The sequence below is a fragment of the Marinomonas arctica genome, assembly GCF_003259225.1.
Classification (GTDB): Bacteria; Pseudomonadota; Gammaproteobacteria; order Pseudomonadales; family Marinomonadaceae; genus Marinomonas; species Marinomonas arctica.
Map to the genome: position 1 here is coordinate 1 of NZ_QHJF01000028.1, position 19,270 is coordinate 19,270.

18 protein-coding genes are annotated in these 19,270 nt (G+C 44.5%); 13 read left to right on the forward strand and 5 right to left on the reverse strand.

Annotated features, from left to right (window positions below; genetic code table 11):
• Positions 1–403 precede the first annotated feature (403 nt).
• A complete protein-coding gene (locus tag DK187_RS15660) occupies positions 404–1,510 on the forward strand; it encodes a TIR domain-containing protein (RefSeq protein WP_111608276.1) in 1,107 nt (368 codons plus the stop codon).
• Positions 1,511–1,609: 99 nt separating this feature from the next.
• Here the strand turns inward: DK187_RS15660 and DK187_RS15665 are convergent, their stop codons facing one another.
• Together DK187_RS15665 and DK187_RS15670 are read right to left on the reverse strand one after the other, a co-directional pair.
• Positions 1,610–1,909 (reverse strand): type II toxin-antitoxin system RelE/ParE family toxin, encoded by a 300-nt coding sequence (locus tag DK187_RS15665; RefSeq protein WP_111608277.1) that lies wholly within the window; start codon positions 1,907–1,909, stop codon positions 1,610–1,612.
• Complete coding sequence (locus DK187_RS15670) at positions 1,906–2,148, reverse strand: type II toxin-antitoxin system ParD family antitoxin (RefSeq protein ID WP_111608278.1); 243 nt, start codon at positions 2,146–2,148, stop codon at positions 1,906–1,908. Before DK187_RS15670 ends, DK187_RS15665 begins: the two co-directional genes overlap by 4 nt.
• Before the next feature lie 280 nt (positions 2,149–2,428).
• Here DK187_RS15670 and DK187_RS15675 point away from each other — a divergent pair, with 280 nt between their 5' ends.
• From DK187_RS15675 to DK187_RS15685, 3 genes are all read left to right on the forward strand, one after another.
• Positions 2,429–3,301, forward strand: coding sequence for a DUF4394 domain-containing protein (locus DK187_RS15675; protein ID WP_111608279.1), 873 nt, complete (start codon positions 2,429–2,431; stop codon positions 3,299–3,301).
• A 299-nt stretch (positions 3,302–3,600) separates the two neighbouring features.
• Positions 3,601–4,818, forward strand: a complete 1,218-nt coding sequence (zigA, locus tag DK187_RS15680) for a zinc metallochaperone GTPase ZigA (RefSeq protein ID WP_223232286.1) — start codon at positions 3,601–3,603, stop codon at positions 4,816–4,818.
• A 172-nt stretch (positions 4,819–4,990) separates the two neighbouring features.
• Positions 4,991–5,494: a GNAT family N-acetyltransferase gene (locus DK187_RS15685; protein ID WP_111608280.1), complete on the forward strand. Its 504-nt coding sequence runs from the start codon at positions 4,991–4,993 to the stop codon at positions 5,492–5,494.
• A gap of 173 nt (positions 5,495–5,667) precedes the next feature.
• On the opposite strand, the gene DK187_RS15690 is transcribed toward DK187_RS15685, so the two are convergent.
• Positions 5,668–6,663: an Abi family protein gene (locus DK187_RS15690; protein WP_111608281.1), complete on the reverse strand. Its 996-nt coding sequence runs from the start codon at positions 6,661–6,663 to the stop codon at positions 5,668–5,670.
• Between the two features lie 484 nt (positions 6,664–7,147).
• On the opposite strand from DK187_RS15690, the gene DK187_RS15695 reads away from it, so the two are divergent.
• From DK187_RS15695 to DK187_RS15715, 5 genes are all read left to right on the forward strand, one after another.
• Positions 7,148–7,993, forward strand: a complete 846-nt coding sequence (locus DK187_RS15695; protein WP_111608282.1) for an arylamine N-acetyltransferase family protein — start codon at positions 7,148–7,150, stop codon at positions 7,991–7,993.
• Entirely contained in the window at positions 7,990–8,964 is a 975-nt protein-coding gene (locus tag DK187_RS15700; protein WP_111608283.1) for a DMT family transporter, read from the forward strand. The genes DK187_RS15695 and DK187_RS15700 overlap by 4 nt, the downstream gene beginning before the upstream one ends.
• On the forward strand, positions 8,939–9,532 hold the full coding sequence (locus DK187_RS15705; RefSeq protein ID WP_111608371.1) for a Crp/Fnr family transcriptional regulator: 594 nt from the start codon (positions 8,939–8,941) through the stop codon (positions 9,530–9,532). Before DK187_RS15700 ends, DK187_RS15705 begins: the two co-directional genes overlap by 26 nt.
• 335 nt (positions 9,533–9,867) lie before the next feature.
• Positions 9,868–10,635 carry a coniferyl-alcohol dehydrogenase gene (locus DK187_RS15710; RefSeq protein WP_111608284.1) on the forward strand — a complete coding sequence of 256 codons (768 nt, stop codon included), beginning with the start codon at positions 9,868–9,870 and terminating at the stop codon, positions 10,633–10,635.
• Between the two features lie 59 nt (positions 10,636–10,694).
• A complete protein-coding gene (locus tag DK187_RS15715; RefSeq protein WP_111608285.1) occupies positions 10,695–11,642 on the forward strand; it encodes a SphA family protein in 948 nt (315 codons plus the stop codon).
• A gap of 80 nt (positions 11,643–11,722) precedes the next feature.
• Here DK187_RS15715 and DK187_RS15720 read toward each other — a convergent pair whose 3' ends face one another.
• Positions 11,723–13,504 (reverse strand): sigma-54-dependent Fis family transcriptional regulator, encoded by a 1,782-nt coding sequence (locus DK187_RS15720; RefSeq protein ID WP_111608286.1) that lies wholly within the window; start codon positions 13,502–13,504, stop codon positions 11,723–11,725.
• Positions 13,505–13,813: 309 nt separating this feature from the next.
• Between DK187_RS15720 and DK187_RS15725 the strand changes: the two genes are divergently transcribed.
• Entirely contained in the window at positions 13,814–15,274 is a 1,461-nt protein-coding gene (locus tag DK187_RS15725; RefSeq protein ID WP_111608287.1) for a benzaldehyde dehydrogenase, read from the forward strand.
• A 28-nt stretch (positions 15,275–15,302) separates the two neighbouring features.
• Here the strand turns inward: DK187_RS15725 and DK187_RS15730 are convergent, their stop codons facing one another.
• Complete coding sequence (locus tag DK187_RS15730; RefSeq protein WP_111608288.1) at positions 15,303–16,535, reverse strand: LysR family transcriptional regulator; 1,233 nt, start codon at positions 16,533–16,535, stop codon at positions 15,303–15,305.
• A 190-nt stretch (positions 16,536–16,725) separates the two neighbouring features.
• Between DK187_RS15730 and ligA the strand changes: the two genes are divergently transcribed.
• The 3 genes from ligA to DK187_RS21255 are packed head-to-tail and all read left to right on the forward strand — an operon-like array spanning position 16,726 to position 19,186.
• On the forward strand, positions 16,726–17,148 hold the full coding sequence (gene ligA, locus DK187_RS15735; protein WP_111608289.1) for a protocatechuate 4,5-dioxygenase subunit alpha: 423 nt from the start codon (positions 16,726–16,728) through the stop codon (positions 17,146–17,148).
• Complete coding sequence (locus tag DK187_RS15740) at positions 17,148–18,014, forward strand: class III extradiol dioxygenase subunit beta (protein WP_111608290.1); 867 nt, start codon at positions 17,148–17,150, stop codon at positions 18,012–18,014. The genes ligA and DK187_RS15740 overlap by 1 nt, the downstream gene beginning before the upstream one ends.
• A gap of 2 nt (positions 18,015–18,016) precedes the next feature.
• On the forward strand, positions 18,017–19,186 hold the full coding sequence (locus DK187_RS21255) for an alpha/beta fold hydrolase (RefSeq protein WP_204355636.1): 1,170 nt from the start codon (positions 18,017–18,019) through the stop codon (positions 19,184–19,186).
• The last annotated feature ends 84 nt before the right edge of the window (positions 19,187–19,270 follow it).

Genomic DNA, 19,270 nt, shown 5'->3' on the forward strand with positions numbered 1-19,270 from the left:
CTATAAGGGCATTAAAACCAGATAAACACTAAATGTAGTGTCTGGTTGCTCTAAATGGATAGCCCTTGCAAATATACAGTTTATTTTTAAGGTTGCCAATTTTTGGCTTGTTTTGTGTAATAAATAATCATAATTTTGCCTGTTTGCACTGGCAGCAATCCAGAAAGACCTTTAGTATCAATGGATAAGAATATTGGCAGACGAAATAACAGGCTGTGAATAAATGTGTAAACCCGCATGCTCGGATTTCCAACTAACCAGCCTGTGGGAAAGGTTAAAAAGTGCCATAGAATCAGTTTTTTATAGGGATTTATATGGAAATTAAAAACAGTGTAGATGCTCATGCGTACTATTAAAATGTTAGGCATGGAATCAGATCAAATTTAGAATAGGGAATTAATAGTTGTCGATATATAAAGAGCTAATTTTAGAAGCAGATCGGCTTAAAGAATTTGCAGAATATGACTATTCCGAAGTTAGCAGGTTGCTAGATGAAGCCGGAAAGGTCGCTCCATCGTGGTCGGGCTCATGGTTAGGTTACCATTCGTGTGTTTATTATAACAATTTGGAAACGCCTCCAGCTGGTGCCCATTTCAGCACGGAATGGGGACTTTATAGTCGTTATGATGCTCTTGGTATGGGAAGTACTGGAGATTGGGTTGAGTATGCTTTCAAGGATGTAATTAACTACATACAAGAGCAAGCTGGAAATCCTGATTTATCTGAACCATCGAAAGACAGTATAAAGGCGAAAGAGGCTATAGACGATGTTAAACACAATACTCTTGCTCTCATTCACTCTCAAGGGTTGATAGAGAATGATGGTTTTCTTCAGAAGCTGATTGAAGAAATGGAATCTGTAAAGGTACCAAGCAAAGATGACTTTTTGAAAAGCAGCCTCCCGAGAGGACAACTATCTACTCGAGATCAAAGAGTGGAGCATAAAATTATCAACCCTCCTCACAAAGTAGTCGAATGTACAGTTTATGGGATTACTTCTGCATTCTTAGCAGCTGGGAGCTTATACAAAATTGTTCAAAGAATATCAAAGTATTTACAGAATCTGGAAAGTAAGATGGCTATAGAAGAAAGAATAGGCACTAACATATTTATTGGTCATGGTAGATCGCATGACTGGAGAGATTTGAAGGATTTCGTTAGTGAAAGGCTAAATCTTCCTTGGGATGAGTTCAATCGGGTACAAGTTGCAGGGCTTACAAATATTACTCGATTAGCTCAAATGCTTGATCAAGCATGTATTGCGTTTTTGGTTATGAGTGCTGAAGATGAACAAGCTGATGGAAATCATCACGCTAGGATGAATGTGATTCATGAGGTTGGTTTATTTCAAGGACGACTTGGTTTTGAAAGGGCTATCGTGCTACTTGAAGAGGGTTGTGAGGAGTTTAGCAACATTCAAGGTTTGGGTCAGATTAGATACCCTAAAGGAAACATAAGCGCTGTATTTGAAGACATTCGTCAAGTTTTAGAAAGGGAAAGTATCATTTGAAAAATGCCTAACAAGAAAATTCAGGTGACGCTGATGCGCACCTGATTTTGGCGTTAGGGTCAGATAAAAATTAAACTTGCTTCACACCTTAATTGGGCTTCATGCCCCAAACATTGGATTCACATCCATACTCTTATGTAAAATCCTGATAATTTGAATATTTTGACTACCAATTTGTTGATAAAAAATAACATGGCTTCCTTGCGGAAACTTTCGGTAGCCATCTCTGATTTCATCACACGCTTTGCCAATGTCAGGGTTTTCAGCTAATAGCCAAAATGACTCATCGAATTGTTTTAGATAAATATTTCGCTGCTCTCGCCCCCACCGACGGGAGGTAAATACGGCAATATCTTTTAAATCGGATTTTGCCTTGATGGTAAGTCGGAATGGTTTCATTTTTTCTCTTCGTTATCGAGTTCATTGATCAACGAATCGAGGTCATAATCTGCCATACCACTTTCTTCACCTTCAACGAGCAGCTGTCGTAAGGTGTTCATTTTCGTTTCTTGTGTTTCAAGTAAACGTAAAGCGGAACGAATCACTTCACTTGCTGAACCATAGCGTCCACTTTGGACCTGGCTACTGATAAAGCTATCAAAATGTTCACCAAGCGTAATGCTAGTATTTTTCGCCATTGCGATCTCCTGAATACCAAATAATACCTAATTATGGTATTTGGTTGGTTTTATCGCAAGTGGAGGATGACAAACAACCTAAGCCGATTCGTTATGGGTGGCCGTTTATGGCGTTTCTATGATCACCTCCCTTCATTAATGCCTACCTTTTCATCACCCAGAAAATTATTTTTAAAAAATATCGTTTATCTGAAACCTTTTTTGACAAGATGAGTATCTCTGTATGAGCCGCCCAATTGGGTGACACCTAGTTTACTAATACAACTCATATAGGATGATTATGATGAAAAAGACGATTATTGCTGCCACGACTGCTCTCGCTATTTCTGCTTGTTCAACTGGCTTTTACGGAACATCGGACCAAGATAGCCCTATCGCTGGGTACGCGCTTGCTAATAACGGAACGACCTTGGTCACAATGGGATCTATCGCGTCTCCCGCTAAAATGAAGACTTTTACGCTAAGCAATCAGCTGGATGCCGTGGCTTACCGCCCCGTCACTGGCGAGCTGTTGGGCTACTCCAACGGCGCGGTTTATGCTGTGAATACTAAGACTGGCAAGCTAACCGATCTTGGTGCGACCTTCACAAATGGTGCCATGATTTCCAAAGATGCGTCAGCCACCGCGATGGATTTTAATAACGCCATCGATGCTGTTCGTATGGTGGGTTCTGATGGGACAAACTTGGTGTATTTCCCAATCGGTTTTGGTAATGAAGATAAGCGTGCTAATTCCGTATTAAAATTCACCTCCACATTCTATGTACAAGGCGACAGCAACGAAGGCATGACGCCTGAAATTTTTGCGAACGCGTACACTAACGCCATTGCAGGTGCAAAAGCGTCGAGCACTTTTCAGTTTGCGTTAGACAGTAGAACAGACTCATTGGTCAGCCTTGCGAATAATACAGGCGAATTAAAAACCGTCGCTAAGATCACTATCAATGGTAAGGCCGTTGACCTCTCATCCATGGGTGGCTTCGATATTGTTTCTGAAGAGGAAGGTTCTGACGCCGCTTATGCCATATTACAGCTCGAAGGGGCATCAAAAGCTGGGCTTTATGCTGTAGACCTGACGACAGGCGCGGCAACCTTAATGGCCAATTTACCAATGGGTGGCTTTAGCGGCTTTGCCGTCTCAGGCGGTCAATAATTGCAAAGGGTGTTTTTACATTCACCGTAAGAAAAAACCAAAGGCAGTCTAGCAATAGATTGCCTTTTTCTTGTGAGCTTGTTTACCAATCTAAGGAGTCAAAATTAAGGCGGTAGTCAAAAGCACTTCTTCCTTAAACCCCTCATCCTTCTTTCATTACTCTTTTATCAAATTATCGAGATATTTGTTTTAGATTTAATTGTTATGTTATAACATATTTAATCTGTTGTAATGAACGCTTTGAAATAGCGTTAGTGTCAGACCAGTCAACTACTACTCCTCATCATGTAGGGCATTATATGAATGAACAGCTAATGAATAATCCACCGAGTAAAAAGCTTCCCGTCACTGTGTTATCTGGTTTTCTGGGGGCGGGTAAAACCACTTTGTTAAACCATATTTTGAATAATCGCGAAGGTCGACGTGTTGCGGTAATTGTGAATGATATGAGTGAGGTAAATATTGATGCGGCGCTGATCCGAGAGGGCGGGGCAGAGCTTTCTCGTACGGACGAAAAAATGGTCGAAATGAGCAACGGCTGTATTTGCTGCACGTTACGAGAAGACTTGTTGATTGAAGTGGAACGTTTAGCCAAAGAGGGAAAATTTGATCAACTGGTGATTGAATCGACGGGTATTTCAGAGCCATTGCCTGTTGCGGAAACCTTTACTTTTGAAGGCGAAGATGGCCGCTGTCTGAATGAAGTGGCGCAACTTGATACCATGGTCACTGTGGTAGACGCGTTTAATTTCTTGCGTGATTACAGTTCGCACGACGATTTGCAAACGCGCGGCGAATCGTTAGGCGAAGAAGACGACCGCACCGTGGTGGATCTATTGATTGAGCAAATTGAGTTTTGCGATGTGATGGTCATTAACAAAGTGGACTTGGTGACGGAAGAAGATCGAGATCGATTGATTGCCATGCTGCGTAGCTTGAATCCAAGGGCGAAAATTGAGATGGCTCAATTTGGTAAGGTGCCATTAGATCGCGTTTTAAATACAGGTTTGTTTGATTTTGAACAAGCGTCTTTAGCGCCCGCTTGGCTGCAAGAAATTCGCGGAACCCATGTGCCAGAAACCGAGGAATATGGCATCAGTAGTTTTGTCTACAGCGCTCGTAGACCCTTTCATCCGAGTCGTTTTTACCAGCTTGTGAATCAGGATTGGCCCGGTGTGGTGCGTTCCAAAGGCTATTTTTGGTTAGCATGTGATCCCACTAAAGCGGGTAATTGGTCGCAAGCAGGCGCGGCCGCAAGACACGGCCCTGCCGGATATTGGTGGGTGTCTATTCCCAAGGCTCAGTGGCCACAAGATGAAGAGTCGGTCGAGTGGATTCATGAAAAATGGCATGACAAGGTGGGCGATGCGCGCCAAGAGCTGGTTTTAATCGGTATGGACATGGACGAATCCGCCCTGCGAGCCAACCTAGATACCTGCTTATTAACTGATGACGAAATGGCACTAGGTGCCAGCGTTTGGAAGACTTGGACAAACCCTTTTCCTGAATGGGTTTGATCCTGTTGCACGCTTTACTGGTTGTAAGGCGTGCTGCGCAAAGATAACCCCAATGATGGATGCAGACATTAATTTAATGCTGTGTTGACGCGAATTATCTACAACCGCTATGTGAAGCGTGGTAAAAACAGAGCATCGCTTCAGCCTTAGATAATAGCCATTGGGAGAGAAAATGCGCGTTGAAATTCGTCCTGCTGTCATTGATGACTTACCCGCATTAACGGATCTTTATAACCATTACATTGTGAACACGCCAGCAACGTTTGATATAGAGCCTTACACATTAGAAGGTCGAGCGGTTTGGTTCGCACAATTTGCGACCACAGGTCGACATCGTTTACTGGTAGCGGAACAAGACGGCAACATCCTTGGCTACGCTTGCAGTGGACCGTTCAAACCCAAACGCGCTTATGAAACCTCGGTGGAAGTCAGTATTTATCTAAAACCCGAGACAAAAGGCCGAGGCTTGGGAACCGCCTTGTACCTTGAATTGTTTGAGCAACTGGAAACTGAAGACGTGCACCGCGCCTATGCTGGCATCACCTTACCCAATGAGGCCTCCCGTATTATTCACGAAAAGTTCGGCTTTGAATCCGTGGGTGTTTACCTCGAAGTGGGCCGAAAATTTGGCCAATACTGGGACGTGGAGTGGTTCGAGAAAGAGGTGGGAGGTTAGGCAGCTATCAAAGAACTTACGCTTTCTGCAGATTTCGCATGTCGAAAAAAGAAGAATGAGTTGATTTGACTTGTTTTTCTTTTTAACGCTTGACGAGTTAACGGTTATAAACCTACTATTATTCTTAATACGGCCCCTGCCTCTTGTCTCTTTCGAGATTACGCGGGGGTTTTTTATTGCCCGTTTTCGTCTACATCAGTCCACCAAGCTCCCCAACCCTCAACCACACCGATGTCGGAAATGGTTCGCTTATTGTCTGACTGTATTGTTGGAAAATTCTCTAAGAGCACGGCTAGCCGATGATGCCACAGAGTATTTGGGCAAACCACTCGTACGATATGACGCAATATAGCGAATAGAAGAAAGGGCTTAGCGATCAGATCTGATTTACCAATGAAATCGTCACACCACCTTATCTCACCTAATTCGGGTAACTTTGGTTGATCAATGATATTGCGATTCCATAAACGGCTGTGGTGCGCTGCTATATTACGTAAATGATTCAATGAACGAAGCCAGCTGGCAAAAACCTTAAAATCGTTTATCCCGTATTTAGCGGCAACCTTCTCCTGATCTGGTACTTTCATCATGGTAAACAACTGGGACATGGCACCGAAATCCCATACTTCTATTGCGACCCAAATAGGTAAGTTTTCACCATGAGTTCTGAGATAATGCTTCACAAACTCTTCTTTCTTCTTTGAGCGATTCACCAGTCCCAGATATTTTCGTTGCCATGCTTCAAATGCGGGCACACCATAGAACTTTTTATTTGAAAATTTGGGGTGAAATTGCTTCTGATCTAAATAAGCAAATGCGCTTCTTTTTCCCAATAAATGAGCAATGTCGACACGAAGAGCGACCTCCACTCTTTCCAAAGCATCCAAAACAAGCAGCCGTAGTTTTTTATCAAATAAATACAGTTCGACGGCATCAGAAAAATGCGTATTCAAGTGAAACTGATCGCTGACGTTGGTCTGCAAGGCTTTGGTTTGTGGGTCTTGGTGAATGGTGAACTGGCGAAAAGGATACCAATAGCCACTGAGTCGATAGTAGCCAACACGCTCTAAATAATTTATAGCGGCTTTGTCATCGGTTACAGACATACCCCGTGTTTTGAGCAAAGTGAGCTGCTCACTAAACGACTTCCATGGGCGATCATAAGTCATATTAAAAACCTTCCTTAGTCATATATCTTACAAAGCTTTTTCTGTTAACCAGCTTGGATGTATACGGCGTTTGACTTTCAGCCATTAGCTACTAAAATCCTTATTAGAGCAGTTGGAAAGTCCCTCTGGTTGATTAATCAACTAAGCACTACCAACAATCTATACAGAGCCCCGAGATAGATGTTTACATCCCTCTCGGGGTTTCGTTTTTAGGCATATTAAAGTATGAGCCTACTTAGTGCCAGAACCATATATCTTATGTCCTAATTTTTGTGTTTGCATTTCCTGATTCTGTTTCATACCGATAATTCTTCTATGCCTTGGTTCCAGCAATGTTGGAGGAAAAACCTCCAATTCAGCAAATACTGTGTTGGTTTCTACTGATATTAAAACCGTTACCAATTAACCTAGGTTAATTCCTTCTCTTCTGTGCTCCTGTAAGCTTAACGATATTCCGTATTGATTGAGTATTAGGGAGCGCAGTATGTCGTTATCATCCAGTCTACAAAATTATCTATCTGATCTTGGGTTGGTTGTGCCTGAAACGCCTAGTATTGAGTTCGTGCAGGCGTTGCAGTCGGCCCATGTGGCGCGTTATAGCTTTAATAGTTTGGCTGTGGTGTTGGGCGAAGAAATTTCGTTGGAACTGGAGGATATCAGCCAAAAGATCGTCACTCGTGGTTTAGGCGGTTATTGCTTTGAGCATAATAAGTTAACGTTTGAGCTTTTAAAAGCCTTGGGTTATGACGTGCAGCTTAAGCTAGCACGAGTGCTGAATAATAACTTCGAGCGTGAAGCGGGCCGAACCCATCGCGTGACCTTGTTAGCCTTAGAAGGTGTGAGCTATTTAGTGGATACCGGCTTTGGTGGCAATGGGCCGATTGCGCCATTGCGGTTAGATAGCAATACGAAGCAAATGGCTGGTTTAGATCGTTATCGTATGTTGGCGAAAGGCAATGGTGAGTACGATCTTCAGGTCATGAAGGGCGAGGATGCCTTTACGCTTTATCGCTTTGATAGTGCCGCTTACACGGATGCGGATTGTGCGCTTGGGCATTTTTATTCTCATAAACATTCGCAGGCGGTGTTTTCAAAAAATCTTATGGTGACTTTGAAAAAGCAAGATCAGACGGTTGCTTTGGTGAATGCTGAGTTTACTAGCAGAGATCGACAAGGCGAGCACAAGCAGTGGATTGAAAGCCCTGAGTCACTCGGACATATTTTGATCACTGAGTTTGATATTGCTCTTGAGCCTGCTGTGGTTGAACATCTTTTTATTCGCTTTGTGGCGCCAATCTTGGCGGTGGATGACGTCGGGGTAAGTTCATGAGCTCGCTATTTACCTTGTTATTGTGGGCTTGGTTGATGGCGTCTTCCTTTATTGTCTCGGGTCATATGGTGGAATATGCCAGTCCGATTGCAACGTCGGCGTTTCGTTTTTTATTGGCGATGTTCATTATGTTGCCAGCGCTATTGTTCAGTTGGCAGCGAGCTAAGCTGAATAAAACCGAGCAGTTTAAGGCGTTATTCGCTTCGCGTCGTCGGCTTTGTCATTATGTGGTGATCAGCGGTGCGCTGGTGGGGTTTTTTATTGGTTTATTTGTGGCGTTACAGTCCACTACGCCGTTGAATACCTCTGTGTTATATACCTTGGTTCCCTTAATGGGTGTGATGATAACGAGAATTTGGCTTAAAGAAATGGCGCCTTTATGGCGAGTGGTTGGTTTTGTTCTTGGTTCTATCGGCGCGATGACCGTGTTATTTTCTACACAAGGCTTTTCTACACAAGACTTTCCTATTCAGGGCAACGACGGATTTCAGTGGCACTCGGGGGATTATATTTTTCTTGGATCGTGCTTTTTATTGGCCTTGCACGTGGTGTCGGTACAGAAATGGGGTCGTTCATTAGGCGCTTTGTCTGGCGCTTTTATGATTATGCTGTTTGGAACACTTTGGCTGCTGCCTATCGCGTTGATTTGGGGAGAGCTTGATCAGGTACAATGGTTGTCAGAAGGTTTTTGGGTCAATGTGTTATATCTGACTGTGTTTACTACCTTGTTTACCTTTGTGTTGCAGCAACGTTTGGTGATGACGGTGGGAGCAAGTCGCTTGCTGGCGATATCTTATACCATACCGGTTTGGGTGGCGTTATTTACCGCGCTGACACAATCGCGTTTATTAAGCTTGGTCGATTGGCCTTTCGCTTCTGGCATTGTATTGTTAGGTATTGCACTGTTTCTTATTGGTGGCAATGTAAGCAAGGTAAAGCTCGCCTATGGATCGAACGCAACTGAAAAATAGCTTCGAAGCCTATTTTAACGAATGGGGCTACGAGATTGATTGGCAAAGATTGACGGTGCCAATGGATGTACATGTGATTCGCAAAGGCGATTACCTATTTCAGCAAGGGGATTTTGCGAATCGTTTGTATTTTTTGCATTCTGGGTTAGTGCGTTATGTCAGTGTGTCTGATGAGGGGAAAGAGTTCACACAAACCTTTGCAAAGAGCCCGAGAATCATTGGTTCGACCAAGGCGATGGTAACAGGATCGACTGTTTTATTCGGTATCCAAGCGTTGGAAGATTGCATGGTGTCTTCTTACCCTTGGCAGGCTTTTTATGCCCAAATGCGCCAGGATATTGGCTTTTTAGAGTGTTACGCTAAATTTTTAGAGCGCATTTTCATGACGAAAGAAGAGCGTGAGAATGCTTTTGTAAAGTACTCCGCAGAACGGCGTTATCTCGATTTTTGTATGACTTATCCTGAGCTGAAAAACACCATACCACAGCAGCAAATCGCCTCTTACATTGGTATTACGCCAGTAGCATTGAGTCGAATTCGACAAAAATTGAAGTTAGGTCGTCGTTGAATGCGGGTTCTTGAAATAATCAATTTTTAGTCATTTGTCATTTCGTCATTTCATCATTTGGTAAAGTGAATACATGTGCTTGTGTATGACTTTATTCCCCATTGTCTTTTTTAAAAAAATAAAAATAATTTATAGGTCAATGTCTTAAATGATTTTTAAACCTTTATTTTAGTGCTTTTTATATTTGGGCATGCTCCATGCAATTCCCCTTATTGTGAGAAATAACCTATTTAGCGCACTTTACCTATTTTACTGGGCTCCCCTCTCTGTCAAATAGACGTGGTGTCTATTTAGTGACGGCTTACCGTTTCATAAAAAAAATAAGGAGAAACACTATGATGTTAGCGAATAAAACCCTTTTAATTACCGGCGTATCCTCTGGTATCGGTGCGGATGTTGCTAGACTTGCTCGTTTTCACGGGGCACGAGTGATTGGCATTGATCGTAATCAGCCTAGCATGACATTGGATGATTTCATTCAAGTGGATTTAGGTAATCCTACGGCGATTGATGCCGCACTGGCGGCTTTACCTGAAAAAATCGACGCTTTGTGTAACATTGCCGGTGTGCCTGGCACGGCGGATGTGGAGCTAGTAGGCCGAGTAAATTATTTAGGATTACGTCACTTAACCGAAGCACTAATACCGAGATTCAACAAGAATGCTAGCATCGTGAATGTGGCTTCTGTATTGGGCATTGAATGGCCTCAGCGTTTAGAAAAACACAAAGCACTGGCTGACACGTCGTATTTTGAAGAAGGTGTGGCTTGGTTAAAGAAAAATCCCGTCCCTCAAGAAACCTGTTACCAATATTTCAAAGAAGCCTTGATTGTTTGGTCTACTCAGCAAGCTTTTACCTGGTTCCGTGATCATGGTGTGCGTATGAATTGCGTGGCTCCAGGTCCTGTCTTTACGCCCATTTTAGGCGATTTTGTGTCCATGTTGGGCGAGGAAAGAGTTCAAAAAGACGCCGAGCGTATGCTGCGTCCTGCTTATTCCGATGAGGTTGCAGAAGTCATCGCTTTTCTTTGTTCTGATGCTTCCCGTTGGGTGTGTGGTGTCAATATTCCGGTCGATGGCGGTTTGGCGTCTACCTATTTGTAAGCACTTAATCTCATCAATGTCTTAAAAATATAAAACAACAATAAAAAGGTATTTTCACAATGACAATATTAACGTTAAAGCGAACTTATGCGTGTGTGCTGCTAACCCTACCTGTTACAGCAATGGCGTATGATTTGCCCGGTGTTAACTTAGGTGGCACCAGTTTTTATGATGGGGCTCCAGGTCCGCAAGGGCCGGGTTGGTATCTTATCGAGTATTTGCAATACCTCTCATCCGATACGCTGAATGATGGTAATGGTGATCCGCTTTCTTTGCCGAAACAAGATGTGGATTTGTTTATTCCTTTGACTCAGATTGTTTACGAGCCAGAGGGGCATTTTACTGAGAACACTCGATTGGGTTATACCCTGCTTCTACCTTGGATGGCGAAACAAGATGTGGATGATGGTTTAAATAACGCAGCAATAAGCGCACAAAGTGGTATCGGCGATATCATTTTGGGGGCTTTTTTACAGTTTGATCCCGTTATGGGAGAAAATGGCCCACGTTATTCTCAGCGTATTGAGTTGGACGTCACTTTGCCGACTGGCGAGTATGATGCGGGCAATGCCATTAATCCAGGCAGCAATGCCTTTAATATTAACCCTTATTACTCTTTAACTTACTGGTTAACCCCACGTTGGACAGCGTCTACGCGTATTTCCTATTTATGGAATGGCAAAAATGATGATCCTTCAACGGCGCTTAACGCCAAAAACGACAGTCAAGCAGGGCAGGCCTTACATGCTAACTTTGCCAGTGCGTACGTACTGACAGACAACTTAAGTGTTGGCGTTAATGGTTACTGGTTGAATCAAATTACCGACACCAAAGTGGATGGTAAAGACGTAAAAGGACGCAGAGAGAAAGTGTGGGCCGTGGGGCCAGGTCTTGTGTATAAGCTAGATCAAGAGAACTCTGTTTTTGCCAATATGTACTTTGAGCAAGATGCCGAAAACCGTTCCGAAGGTAATCGATTTGTGTTGAGGTTCAATCACCATTTTTAATGGATTTGAAAAGAACACTTAAGAATAGTTTTATCACCTTTTCCCCGTGATGTGTAGTCCATCACGGGGCTTTTTATGCGCTATTCCTCTGCGTTGTTTTGTTTGTTTTTCTTAAGGCGATACGCCAATTGTGGTCTGCTTAGACCGACTCGTCTGGCGGCTTCAGATAAGTTGCCTTGCGCATTGTCTACTGCTTCTTGTAAAAGGTTGCGTTCTAGCATTTCAATATCGATAGAATCCGTTGTGCCCACGAATTGAGAAATGTGTTCTAGTAATGAATTGGTGGGTTCTATTTTCGTCTTTGAATGGCTCAAATTTCCTTGGTTATTGACCGAATAAATAATCTCGTCCGGAATAAATTCATTTCTGAAAAGATGGTGAAGATCAATGGGTTCGCCTTCTTCTGAAGAAATCACGCCACGCTCCATTAGGTTTTGTAACTCACGAATATTGCCCGGAAAAGCATAGTTAAATAAGGCCCGACGAGCGGTTTGTGTCATGCCAGAAGGGGATCTGTTATGCAGTGTGCAAAAGTGATGATAGAAATAATTTATCAATAACGGAATGTCGGCTTTACGCTCTCTTAGTGGCGGTAAATGAATAGGAAATACGTTCAAGCGGAAAAACAAGTCTTCACGAAATTCGCCCTTTTCAACGGCTTTGCGTAAGTCTACATTGGTGGCGGCTATGACTCTCACATCGACTTTTATAGGAGAGATTCCACCGACTCTTTCTATCTCTCTTTCCTGTAAAGCACGCAGCAATTTACTCTGCCCTGCTAGGTTTAAATTACCAATTTCATCAAGAAAAAGCGTGCCGCCATTGGCTCGTTCAAAACGTCCCGGACGGCTAAGAGTGGCGCCAGTGAAGGCGCCTTTTTCGACGCCAAATAACTCGGATTCCATGAGATTTTCCGGAATAGCGGCACAGTTAAAGGCTAAAAATGGACCTGTTCGGTGACTGAACTTATGCAGCATACTGGCAAAAAGCTCTTTGCCAACGCCAGATTCTCCTGTGAATAACACGGTGGCATTGGTCGGGGCCACTTTTTTTAGTGAATGTGTGGCAGCGGTAAAGGCGGCTGAGACACCAATCATCCTAAGTTGATCTTCTGGCTGATTGGGCTCCATTTCATTGAGTTGAGGGTCTGGTTGGGTTGTATTCTCTGTTTCATTGGCGGTAACGTTAAGAAAGCGAATATCGTCTTGGATGTCGCCCCATAGTTCGGCGGATTTGCCAATAACACGGCAAACAGCATGTCCCATAGATTGGCATTCTACTTCGCGGAAAATCACCAAAGAGCCCACGAGACCAGAGACATAACCAATGGCGTAGCCCAGTTCCATCCAGCATGCCGGTGAGCTGCCAATGCCGTAGGCGGCAATATGTTCTTCGTCTTCACTACTGTGATGCCATAAAAATTCGCCGTCATACAGGCCTTTTTCGGTATCGAATTCAAAATGGATGGTTTCGACTTTAACAACCCCTTCCAGACCGTGGAGATGAGTGCCAGCAGTAAATATGGATGGGGGATCGGAGTCTGGCCAGCGGTTACGAATGAGGTCGGCATCGCGCATGCCAGATAAGTAGCCAGTACGAGTCAAAATATCACGAGCTTTATCTAAACCGAGAGAATCAATGAGTTCTCTGCGCAGCAATCCAAAGGATGAACTATGGATCAGCAACATGCGTTGATCTTCTAACCAAATACGACCATCACCGGGAGAGAAAAATAGACATTCTGTCAGATCCTCTACGGTGGGGGAGTTGTGACCATCGAGTTCGCGGGAGCTGCCTTTGAGCAGTATTTTGGTATTTTCTTTCGCCATATCGGCCAATGAGATGCGCTGCAAGTTTGTCATTATTATTTTTCCTCTTTCACCTAATTGATGAAATGGTTAACTGCTTTTCCTTTAGTTTTGATTAAATTTAACGATATCGTCAAGTCTATTGATTGAATTTTATCCGTCACTACCCGTTATATTTTTGCCCTTTTGTAATTAATTATTTATATATCAATAGATTGGGTGTTGTTTTTATTTTGATAGAAACAGAAACAACATATCGGCATAGGTATTGCTCTGGTTTTGTTATCTACTAAGTCGCTCTCTTGAACTGGCGAGATCAGTGATTGATGTGGAAACCTAATAAAAATAAACAGGAGAATACACATGACGATATCTGTACTTGAATCAAAAAAATGGTCGGGTAAGTTTTTCACGGGCGACTGGGTTGCTACTTCAAACAAACAAGACGTTATGGAACCAGCAACCGGGAAAGTATTGAGCGAAGTGGGGATTGCTACGGCAGACGACGTGTATTTGGCGTGTCAGCAGGCGGCGAAGGCGCAAAAAGAGTGGCTCAATGTCCCTCCTAGAGACAAAGCGGCGTTATTCCACAAAGCCGCGGCTTTCATGCAAGACAATTTTGATGAGTTGGCCCTGTATGTGGCGCGAGAAACGGGCGGGATCATCCCCAAAGGTCAGCACGAAATAAAAGAAGCTATTGTCATTTTACAATTGGCGGCCAATATGACCTTGGAGCCAAATGGTTTAACTTTGCCTTCTGTACCAGAAAGAATGTCTTACGCAACACGCAAACCTATCGGTGTCATTGGTGTTATTTCTCCGTTTAACTTTCCATTAATTCTGTCTATTCGTTCCATTGCCCCCGCCTTGGCGACAGGCAATGCGGTGGTGACCAAACCCGACCCACAAACGCCAGTCACTGGTGGTTTTATTCTTGCTCTAGCGTTAGAAGCAGCAGGCTTTCCAAAAGGCTTATATCAGGTTCTGCCGGGGGCCGTTGAAGCAGGTGAAGCGCTTTGTAATGCGCCAGAAATTGGTATGGTGGCCTTTACTGGCTCGACAGCAGCAGGCCGAAAAGTGGGCGAGGCTTGCGGACGTAACTTGAAAAAAGTCTCTCTTGAATTAGGTGGTAAGAGCTCGCTGATCATCTTGGAAGACGCCGACTTAGATGTGGCGGCCAGTAATATTGCGTGGGGTGCGTATTTCCACCAAGGTCAAATTTGCATGGCATCAGGCCGTATTCTCGTTCAAGAAAGCATTGCGGAAGCATTGACAGCAAAAATCGTTGAAAAAGCCCAACACCTGCCTGTAGGTGATCCAGTCTCTGGGACAGTAGCCTTGGGGCCGTTGATTAATGCTCGTCAACTTGAAAAAGTCCATTCTATTGTTCAAGACTCTGTAGCGGCTGGCGCCAAGCTAGAAGCGGGCGGGACGTATGAAGGGCCCTTCTATGCTCCAACAGTATTGAGTAATGTCAAACCCGGTATGCGTTCATTTGATGAAGAGATCTTTGGTCCAGTGGTGAATATTGTCACCTTTGAAAGCGACGCCGAAGCCGTTGAAATGGCGAATAACACCCAATATGGTTTAGCGGGTGCGGTGATCTCGAACGACCTTTCTCGTGCTCAACGCATTGGTGCTCAGTTGCATGTTGGTTTACTGCACATCAATGATCAAACCGTGAACGACGAATGCATCAACCCATTTGGTGGTTGTGGCGCGTCGGGCAATGGCAGCGCGGTGTGTGGCCCAGCGAGTTGGGATCTTTATACCCATTGGCAATGGGTAACGGTGAAGCCATCTGCTACGCCTTATCCTTTTTAATCAAACAAATAGTAAAGCCTCACATTCATCATGCGGGGCTATTTTTTTTACTTGTTAGTTTGTTGTTAATAGACAGTTGTAATTCTTCAATAAACATTTGAATGAGAGTCGATTGGTGTTCCCTGTGTAGTGTGATGCCCAATGTGCATTCTGGGTTGGGTAAGCAAATGGGGATTTGCTTTAAGCGTGGATTGAGTTGCTTGATGTTCCAGTCATCGTAGAAAAGGAGCGCTATGGCATCGCTGTGAATGACCAGTTCCTCTGACGAGGCAAAGGTGAGCATTTCGAGGGCTTGGATCGGTGGTTTGTTATCGATACTGTAAAATAAGCTTTCGAAATAATCCCGAATGGGGGTGCCGTGGCGTGCGACAATCCAGCGTTCGTTGGTTAAATCATTGAGGGTTTTGGCGTAGTCATGTACGGGGTGATCAGCCCGTGCGATTAAGGCATATTGAATGTCTAACAAGGGCAGTTCGATTAATTCTGGATGAATCGGGCCTTTTCTCATGAGACCGAGAAAACAGTCTATTTCTCCTTGGCGCAGGGCATTTGCCAACATGTGATAAGGGCCTTGCATGGCTTGTAAACGAATCCCAGAGTGTTTTTTAAAGATAGCTGCAAACGCGATGGGAACGATATCTTGGCAGGAAAAGGACAGCATACCGACAGACAACCTTCCTGTCAGTTCGTTGGGTAAGGATTGCAATGTTTGCTGAAGGGATTGGGCGATAGGAGAGATTCTTAGCCATAACGAAGCGAGTTGTTTCGCGGCTGTGTTCGGTATCAGCCCATGGCGTGCACGTGAGAAAAGTGGCTGTTGCACCATGTTTTCGATTTCTTTTAGCGTTTTGCTGACCGCGGGTTGTGTCATGCCCAAGGTTTGTGCGGCCAGCGAGGCACTACCGACTCTCACCACGGTTTCAATCGTCACTAGATGACGCCATTCCACGTAGGCTCTTAGTTTGAGCAATGCTGTGGTATTTTCTTGTAAATGGCGCTCTGTATCGGCAATGGCTTGTAAGAGACTGTTGCACGATGAAATCACCACTTCTCCTTTAGCGGTTGGCTCTGCGCCGCTCCAACCACGAGTGAACACACTCATTTGTAAGGCTTGTTCTGCTTGAGACAGAGCACGAGACACGCTGGACTGGCTCAGGTTAAGCGAAACGCTAGCGTCTTTTTCTGTGCCTTTTTTCATAATCTCAGTGATCACACGGCACTGTTTGAGCGACAGTGGAAAGCTGGCAATAGGGTTGTTCATTTGAAGCCTTTAAAGAAGCGTGTTGTCCGTCTTATTAAGATAATGTTTTCAAACTCATAACGTAAGATATAACTAAAATTAAAGCCATGTTTTTAATTGTGCATATGATGGCCGGTTTTTTTCTGTGTATCTTTATATAAAACACAGTCTACGCAGTTCATTTCACACATTCAGTGCAGGCGAGGTGAGAATGAATAATAACAATAAACCTTACAGCAATATTCCCGGTACAACCGTATTTGACGGGGATATGGTCAGAGTCGGTTTTCACCTCAATCAATTTTGTATGTCGCTCATGCAGGCCTCCAACCGTGACGCGTTTAAGCAGGATGAGCGTGCCTATTTAGATCAATGGCCAATGACGCAAGCGCAGAAAAACGCCGTGCTCGCGCGGGATTTCACCCAGTTAATCGCCCTTGGTGGCAACATTTATTACCTCGTTAAACTCAGTTCAAGCGACGGGCTTAGTGTTGCTGCCGCCGTTTCCACTATGACCGACCTATCTCCTGAAGATTACATGGAAATGATGCGTAATGGCGGTCGTTCACCAGCGGGTAATCGCTTTACTGATCACAGAGAATCTGACAAAAAATCGTCCAAGGAGCAGCAGTAATGGCCAAAATAATTGCAGGATTGGGGACGTCTCATATTCCCTTGCTTGGACACATTATTGATAAAGGCGAGAGTCGCGCTGAAAACTGGGCACCGATATTCGATGGTTTCCAGTTCACCAAACGTTGGATTAAAGAGCAAAAACCGGACGTGGTGATCTTGGTGTACAACGATCATGCCACGGCGTTTGATATGAAAATCATTCCGACCTTTGCCATTGGTTGTGGGGAAGAATATCGCCCAGCGGATGAGGGTTACGGCGCACGCCCCGTTCCGACAGTAAAAGGCGCGCCTAAATTAGCATGGCACATTACTGAGTCGCTGATTAAGCAAGGGTTTGACATGACCATCGTGAATGAGATGGACGTGGATCATGGTCTTACTGTGCCTTTGTCTATGGTGTTTGGTGAGGTAGAGGAATGGCCTTGCCAAGTGATTCCTTTGGCGGTGAATACCGTCGTGTATCCCGCACCAACGGGAGAGCGTTGCCTTGCTTTAGGGAAAGCGATTCGAGCGGCGGTAGAGCAATTTCCAGAAGATCTAAATGTTCAAGTCTGGGGAACGGGCGGCATGAGTCACCAGTTATTAGGCGAGCGTGCTGGCCTAATCAATCGGGAATGGGATCTCGCGTTTATGGACGACTTACAGAGCCACTACGAGGCGTTAGCTAAGATCTCCCAAGTGGAATATATCCGTGAGTCCGGTACAGAAGGCAGTGAAATGGTAATGTGGTTGATTATGCGCGGTGCTCTGAACCATGAAGTGAGAGAAATCCATCGCCACTACTATGTGCCGGTATCTAACACGGCGTTGGGGCATTTGATCTACGAAAACACGGATGCAGCGGCCTGCGAGGGTGGAGAGTGACTATGTTGATGTCTAACCCCCAATTGGTGTGCTTAGCTGGTTTATTGTGTGATCAACGGATGTGGGCAAGCATTGCCGCTCAATTAGAAAAAGAGGCTGACGTTAAGGTTGTAAGCTTCGCAGGCTTTGATGATTTGACCGCCATGGCGCAGCATGTATTGGCAAACGTGGAGGGTAATTTCGCCTTGGCTGGCCACTCTATGGGCGGGCGTGTGGCATTAGAAATTCATCGTCTTGCGCCGCAGCGTGTCACGCATTTAGCATTATTAAATACAGGTGTTCATCCTAAATCTGATAAAGAAATTCCAGGGCGCATGCGGTTGCTGGAAGCGGCAAAAAATCAAGGCATGTCAGCCTTGGCTGAGCAATGGTTGGTTCCCATGATGTCACCCAAAGGACGCTGTAATGCGGAACTGATGGTGACGCTAACGCACATGGTGGAATCCTATTCGCTTGAGGATTTCGAAAAGCAGATTCATGCCTTACTTAATCGACCGAATGCGGAAGAACAGCTTGCGCAGATATCCGTGCCTACTCTGTTGCTGTCTGGTACAGAAGACACGTGGAGCCCTGTTGAGCAGCATCAAAAAATGCAACAAAAGATCCTTGGTAGCGAACTGGTGGTGATTGACGGTGCTGGGCACATGGCCCCAGTGGAAGAGCCGGTACAAGTCGCTAATGCCTTGACACATTGGCTACAAAAAAGCCGCCAAGCCCAAAGTGATCAAACAATAGAAAACATGTTGATTGAGTGGCAATGTCAGAAACGCGTTACGCATTCGATTAACCTGTTAGATCAAGGGCGTTGGCAAGCGTTAGCCAATTGTTATACCGAGGATGGCGTCTTGTTTCGTCCCAGTGCACCGACTGTCAAAATTGAAGGGCGTGAGGCGATTTTAGCGTCTTTTACATCGCGTCCGGCCAAAGAAACCTGCCATGTATTGGCCAATCAAGAAACCCAGATTATCGATGCAAAACACGCTGTTGTGACATCGCGCGTGGTGTTGTTTGCCGCGAATAAAAAAGTGGATCACATTGAGAGCATGGTGCAAGCCAATGCGGATGTGTTCATTGGTCGTTTTGTGGATGAACTAAAAATGATTGAAGGTGAATGGCTGATTGCCAAAAGACAAGGTTCGATTGAACTACACTACAAAGGCTCTGCATGTTGAATAAGGGGGCATTGAAAGGTTAGGTAATGGGTTGAAAGCTCATGCTTGAGAACAGTGGATACAGAATTTTCTATGGAATCAGGG